This window comes from Methanospirillum sp. (assembly GCF_035560735.1).
GTDB lineage: Archaea > Halobacteriota > Methanomicrobia > Methanomicrobiales > Methanospirillaceae > Methanospirillum.
Map to the genome: position 1 here is coordinate 1 of NZ_DATMYY010000368.1, position 2,716 is coordinate 2,716.

The following is a 2,716-nucleotide window of genomic DNA, read 5'->3' on the forward strand; positions in this document are numbered from 1 at the left end:
GTTCTACTTCGGCCGCTTTTCTACCGGTAATATCAATAAAACTGATCACAACTCCATCTATTACATTTTCAAATGTCCGGTATGGTAAGATCCTGACCAAAAACCAGAGTTTATCTATGGTTTGTGTCTCTTTTTCCTGGGGTATAAGTGATTCAAGAACCTCTTGTGCATAGTCTATCAGGTAATCTGATAGTAAAATTGATTTGATGTCGCTCAGTGATCTGCCAATATCAGAGGAGACAACCTTGTAGATCTTTGCTGCTTCCGGCGTGAACTGACGGATTTTAAGATTAATATCCAGGAAGATGGTCCCAATGCCTGTGCTAGCCTGAAAATTCTTCATATCGTTCTGAATACCGATTAGTTGCCCAATCTTTGCCTGCAATTCTCCGTTGACGGTCATCATCTCTTCATTGACCGATTGAAGTTCTTCGCGGGAGGTTTCCAGTTCCTCATTCGTGGATTGCAGTTCTTCATTGGTTGATTGTAGTTCTTCGTTTGTTGACTTTAACTCTTCTGTACCAGCCTGCATCTCTTCAACAGTTGCCTGAAGATTCTCTTTGGTGAACCGAAGTTCTTGTTCGAGTTCATCAACACGGCCAGGTATGCTCTGCTTTCTCCGGTTAGTTCCTTTATAGCCTGTACCTTCAGGTGAGGAAGTCGTGTCGGGAGTAATAAAACTGATGATAAGATTTCCCCGCATGGGATCAGTGCCAATAATTGGTCTAACTTCAAGGTCTACCGATTCAAATCCCCCATTGGTTCGAACCTGGAGATTGTTTGTCCTTATAACCTTCTTTTGAGATTTAGCGGAAAATATTGCGGTCCGAAGATCGAGTTCCAGTCCTTCTCTTGCCATATCAACAACAGAAATACTCATCTGACCCTGCGCCGGACGAAGAAACTTACCAGTATCCCCATGTATATACAGCAGGTTTCCCCCCTCGTCGGTAATTACTGATGGTGGTGTGTATGCCTGAAGCAATGCTTGTCTCATCAGATCTCCCTTTAGTACAGTAGAAGACTGCTTAGGATAACGTGTTGGATCTGATACCGGATGACGGGATTCATCCCATAAGGCAGATGTCTCCGTCATCACAGGAACACCCGATTTGATTCCTAATGCCTCATAAATTTTCCATTTCCGATCAATTGGTTTAAAAAGGTCAGTGGCTGAGCCGATACTCTCTGAAGATGAGATAAAGAGGATACCCCCTTGATTTAAAGCGTAATGAAAAGTTGAGATCAATTTGGACTGAAGATCTGAGTCCAGATAGATGAGCAGATTCCGACAACTGATGAGATCAAGTTTTGTGAATGGTGGATCTTTGATGATATTCTGGGTTGCGTAGATTATCATCTCTCGAATTTCTTTCTTCACCTGGTACCCATTTTCTTCTCTGATAAAGAACTTCTTCAGTCGCTCAGATGAGATGTCAGATGCAATATTGGGAGGATAGAATCCTTTCCGAGCGGTTGCTATCACATCCTCGGCAAGGTCTGTACTGTATATCTGAACTTTACAGTCTTTCCCAAGATCATCCAGAATTTCTCTGATAATGATAGAAAGCGAGTATGCCTCTTCTCCTGTTGAGCATCCAGGAACCCAGAGCCGGATTGACTCATATTCTTCCTTTTTCTTGATTATTTTAGGAAGAATATCCGCTTTTAAAATTTCAAATGCTACCGGATCTCTAAAGAAACTGGTCACATTAATCAATAGTTCGCGAAAGAGGGTCTTCACCTCGTCTGGATGTTCCTCCAGATATCTGGCATAAACCATGGTGTCTTCGATGACGTGAATTGACATACGTCTCGCAATTCTCCGGTGAATTGTGCTCCTCTTGTACTGGGAGAAGTCATGTCCGGTTTTGGTTCTGATGATTCTCAGAATTCTTGATATTGCACCATTTTTATCTAAATCCACCGGATTTTCATTCACAATTTGAACATTGGATTGCTGAAAGAGATTTTTTACACAGGCAATGAGTTCTGTTGGCATCTCTTCTACTGTGAGGACATAGGTTGCATATCCGCTGCCTATAGCACTGGTTGGCATTCCGTCATATTTGGCGCTCTTTGGATCCTGAACAAAGGTAATGCCACCTGCCCCCTGAATAGCGCGAAGTCCAAGGGTACCATCAGTTCCGGTGCCAGAGAAAACAATACCAATAGCTTTGTCTTCCTGTTCTTCAGCCAGAGATCGGAAGAAGAGATCAATCTTCATCTGCTGTCCTTTGGGGGCTGTTGGGATACTCAAATGAATCTGACGATGAAAGATGGCCATTTCACGATTTGGAGCAATAATATATACGTGATTTGGCTGCACTTCCATCTGATCTCGTGCCTCCACGACCGGCATTGTCGTAACTCGTCCAAGGATATCGGCGAGCATACTTTCGTGATCAGGGTCCAGGTGTGGCACGAGAATGAAGGCCATTCCGGTATCAACCGGGATAAGCTTAAAAAATTGTTCGAAGGCTTCAAGACCTCCTGCAGACGCTCCAATACCAACAATAGGAATTTTTGTTGAAAGGTTTTCCTCAGGGGTCTGTTCAGATTTTTTTTCTGGGGAATTTGATGACGATTTAGTTCTGGACATAGATCACCGGTTTATAAATTACATCCGTGTGTGGATCATTCAAATGAGATCTATGTCTTCTTTGGGAGTATTAGAGATAATGATTGTGACTGGGTAAGCCATGAGTATATTTGC

The 2,716-nt window shown here is 42.9% G+C and carries 1 protein-coding gene; it reads right to left on the minus strand.

The window, feature by feature from the left end; genetic code table 11:
• Positions 1-2,602, minus strand: a 2,602-nt coding sequence (locus VN429_RS10915; RefSeq protein ID WP_325633215.1) for a chemotaxis protein CheB, incomplete at its 3' end; no start/stop codon positions are given.
• Between the last annotated feature and the right edge of the window lie 114 nt (positions 2,603-2,716).